The 1,978-nt window shown below is 53.2% G+C and carries 2 protein-coding genes; one reads left to right on the forward strand and one right to left on the reverse strand.

Annotated features, from left to right (window positions below):
* Positions 1–1,289: amino acid permease (locus ACI4OH_RS05300; protein ID WP_439784332.1), on the forward strand; the 1,289-nt coding region annotated here is incomplete at its 5' end.
* A gap of 332 nt (positions 1,290–1,621) precedes the next feature.
* On the opposite strand, the gene ACI4OH_RS05305 is transcribed toward ACI4OH_RS05300, so the two are convergent.
* Positions 1,622–1,978, reverse strand: a 357-nt coding sequence (locus ACI4OH_RS05305) for a hypothetical protein (protein ID WP_439784333.1), incomplete at its 5' end; no start/stop codon positions are given.

Genomic DNA, 1,978 nt, shown 5'->3' on the forward strand with positions numbered 1-1,978 from the left:
GCACCGGGTATGTTCTCGAAAAAGCGGGCCCGGCCGCGATACTCGCCTATCTCTTAGGCGGGGTCATCGTGCTTTGCGTCATGCTCTGCCTGGCGGAGCTGGCGGTGGAAAAACCTGTTTCAGGTTCATTTGTCACGTATGCGTGTGAGCATATCTCACCGACCTGGGCCTGCGGTGTGGGCTGGGCCTACTGGACGACTTGGGTTGCATACGTTCCATCCGAGATGATTGCCGCTGGCATCATCATGAATAACTTTATACCAGCAGTCAGTCAGCTCTGGTGGGCTGTTTTCTTCGGACTGCTGGTGACGATTCTCAATCTGTTTCATGTCGATAAGTTCGGCGAGAGCGAATTCTGGTTATCTCTCATCAAGATCATCGCACTCGCAGCCTTTAGTATCGTGGCCGCGCTCATCTGCCTCGGCCTCATCGGCGACCAGGGCTATATCGGCACAAAGGTCCTTCTTGGCAGCGGCGGTTTCGCACCGAACGGCTACTGGTCCATCGTACTGACGATGGTCATCATCCTGGTCAACTTCCAGGGCACTGAAATTATCGGCCTTGCCGCCGGTGAATGCGAGAATCCGGAAAAGAGCATCCCAATTGCTGTGCGCAATGTGACGTGGCGCATCATCGCGCTCTACATCATCCCGATTTCGCTCTTGATTTCCATCCTGCCGTGGGATAAAGCCGGCCTCGACGAAAGTGTCTTTGCCGCAGCAGTCACACAGTATGGCTTCTCGGGCTTCGGCGCGTTCTTTGCATTTGTCATCCTGACGGCCGCCATTTCGTGTTCGAACTCCGGCCTTTACGGCGCAGCCCGTGCGCTGCACGCCCTTGCCCGCATGGATATGGCACCGCGCACGCTCGGCTACATCAACAAGAACGGCATGCCGTCGCGCTCCATTCTCGTTTCGATCTGTGCCTGCTGGGCCGTCATCCTGCTTTATTCGTTTGACCCGGATTCGGCGCTTTATACGTATCTTTTGGCTGTCTCGGGCTTTACGGGCGCCATCGCGTGGATTTCCATCTGCTGGAGCCAGTACCGCAGCCGCAAGCGCATGATTGCTCTCGGCACGGACAAAAAACTGCGTTACAAGACGCCGTTCTTCCCATATGTCACACTGTTTGGCATCTGGGCTCAGGTCTTCTGCCTCGTCGTCATGGTCTTCGAGCCGGAACTGCGTGAAGCCCTCTACGCCGGCATCCCGATGCTCATCGTCCCGATGGCATGGTACCGCCTGCGCCAGCGCCGTCGCGCCACAAGCGCCGCACGCGCACTTCATTGAATAAAATCCAAAAGCTGCTTTCCTTTGCTGGGAGAGCAGCTTTTTTATCTATTTTGTCTATATTGTATAAAGTGAGCAGGGACGAGGGGAGACAACGCTGCGGCAATGAGGGCGGTGCGGCGGCAGGGCCCCAACGTTCCGCGGCAAATTTCTGCTAAACCTATTTTTGTCTCCTAATTTATCCCGCGAAAAGAGTAAAACGCGCTGGTGCTTGAACGGTAACTCTTTTCGCGGGGAATAGAGGAAGACAAAAATAGGTTCTTCACGCAGAAATTCGAACGCTCCTCTTATTGGGGCTCTGCCGCCGCACCTTATGCACTTCCTTTTTGTCACTATGAGATGCTGCGTACTGTGCATAAACTTGAGGGCAGAGGGGAGACAAAAGCGGAGCATTGGCAGTTTGCGTAAAGAAAATATTTTTTGCCAACTAGAATCCCGGAAAAAGAACAATCGTTCAAGCGAAGCGCGTTTTTGTTTTTTTCGGGATGCCATAAAGGGCAAAAAATATTTTTAGCAAACTGCCCTGCGAAACGTTGTCTCCCCTCTGCCCGCCTCGTCATCGCAATTATATCTCGTTTTTGATATAGAAAAACCTCGCAAGTATTTCGTCTTGCGAGGTTTTGGGCAGATGTGCATTTATGAAAAGGAGCGCTTACGCTGCGGCTTTTTTCGCGGCGTATTTCTTTTCT

Source organism: Mitsuokella apri (assembly GCF_051886055.1).
In the GTDB taxonomy this organism is placed as follows: Bacteria; Bacillota; Negativicutes; order Selenomonadales; family Selenomonadaceae; genus Mitsuokella.